This window comes from Bartonella sp. AD328YNZD, assembly GCF_042196425.1.
Genome location: NZ_JBHIQG010000070.1, coordinates 1 through 1,847 on the forward strand (window position 1 = coordinate 1; position 1,847 = coordinate 1,847).

At 40.3% G+C, this 1,847-nt stretch carries 1 pseudogene; it reads left to right on the plus strand.

The annotated features are described in order from the left end of the window. Positions 1-1,847: pseudogene (locus ACFIO3_RS05075) on the plus strand (autotransporter outer membrane beta-barrel domain-containing protein); the annotation flags it as partial.

Here is a 1,847-nt window from a genome sequence, read left to right on the forward strand (position 1 = left end):
ATACAAATAGCCATTCAGAAACAAACGCTTGGACAACAGCTGTAAAGTCCTCAAATGGGGGAGGCGTTGCTCTATTTTATTCCATGTTAAATGATGTGTCGATAGGGGCCGATGTCAATGAGGAGGGAGCTTTTGAGATGCAGGATGGGGTGATTAAAGCAACCAGAATGGGGATCAGTGTTGGGGGTAAAGGGTCGTTTGTTTCTTTGACTAAGACAGAGATTAAAATACCTTCTGATGTGATAGGTCTTTTGAGTCATAATGGTGCAAAAATTTATATGAAAGGAGGAAAAATTGATTTTGCTGATGGTATTGGTGTTCAAACAGGAGGAGATGGAGAAATTAATTTAGAGGGTGTTTCTATTACTGGGAAGGGGAAACAGGGAACAAATACAGATAATCATCGTGAAGGTTCTGCTTTTAGTATGCTTCAGGGGAAAGGCATGATTAATTTTCAGAAGGGCAATGTTAATGTTAACAATGCTCATGGCATTGTATTGCAGGGGAATAATCATAATGCTACTCATATTAAACATTCCAGTGTTTTTGTGAGAGGGAATGCATTTAATGGCATGCGCTTTTTTTGGGAAGCTGTATTAAATGATAAAAAAACAATTATACCAGGAAAAGGGGCGGTTCAGTTGACTCAGACAACTTTTATGGCTCCAGAAAGTACAGCTATTTATAGCCGCCAATTCGAAAGTTCTGTTAAACTCTTACAAAATTCAACAGTTTCTGGTGATTCACTCCTGAAAGCTGTTGAACGTTCCAATGTAAAAATTGAGGCTGATGCTTCTACCCTTGTAGGAGGCGCATATGTTGATGAAAGTTCTACAGCCACGGTAGAGTTAAAAAATGGTTCAAAGTGGATTTTATCGCGACCAAAATATGGACGATTGCAAAATTCTAATGCCTCTGATTCTAAGTTAGAGGATTATTCCGCCATTTCATCGGTCGAACTTACAGATAGTTCTCTTATTTTTGAAGAATTAAAATCTAAAATAACAGATGGTTATCAGACACTTCTCATCGGAAAAGGATCAGGGACTGTCTATAAAGCGCACGGTGATGTGAATCTTTATCTTAATGCATATTTGGATCAAGGAGGAGAGCTTGAAAAGCAAAAAACTGACCGGCTTTTAATCAATGGTGATCTTGAAGGACAAACGACAGTTCATGTGTATAAGGTTCCTGGAAGCCCAGGGGCATCGACGGGAGATGGCGGTAATGATCAGGGTATTTCCATTATTCAGGTTTATGGGCAAGCTGCTGAAGATTCTTTTCAGTTAAAGGGGGGGTATGTGGCACTTAAAGATTCCCCCTATCAATATCATCTTAAGAGTTATGGTCCAAGCTCTGCTGTAGGAACGGCAGATTTCAATCAAAGAGTGCTTAAAAATACTGGAACATTTTGGGATTTCCGCCTCGAAAGTAAATTTGTTGATTCTCCCTCTCTTGATTCTACTGAAATTGTTCCTCCTGCTTCTGATGAGACTCCTTTTTTTCCTAAAATTCATCCTAGTCTTACTGGAAGTGAGGTTGATGCTATCGATTCTCATTCTCAGCAAAAACCTCAGGAGCCAAGTCTTTATTCTTCTGTAGATTCTCTGGAGAAGGATTCCCATCTTATGACCACACCTGATACATCTGATGCTTTTGTGCTTAATGCTCCAAATCATCCTCCTCCTTCTCTTGCACCTGTTATTCCCGTTATTGCTGAAGCTCATCCAGTTGTGCCTACATCAGATTCATCTGTACTGTTCCCTGTTTCACCGACTAGTTCTGTTGTTTTTGTCCCCCCCGCATCAGGTTTACCTGTACCGCCCCCTGTTTCACCGACTAGTTCT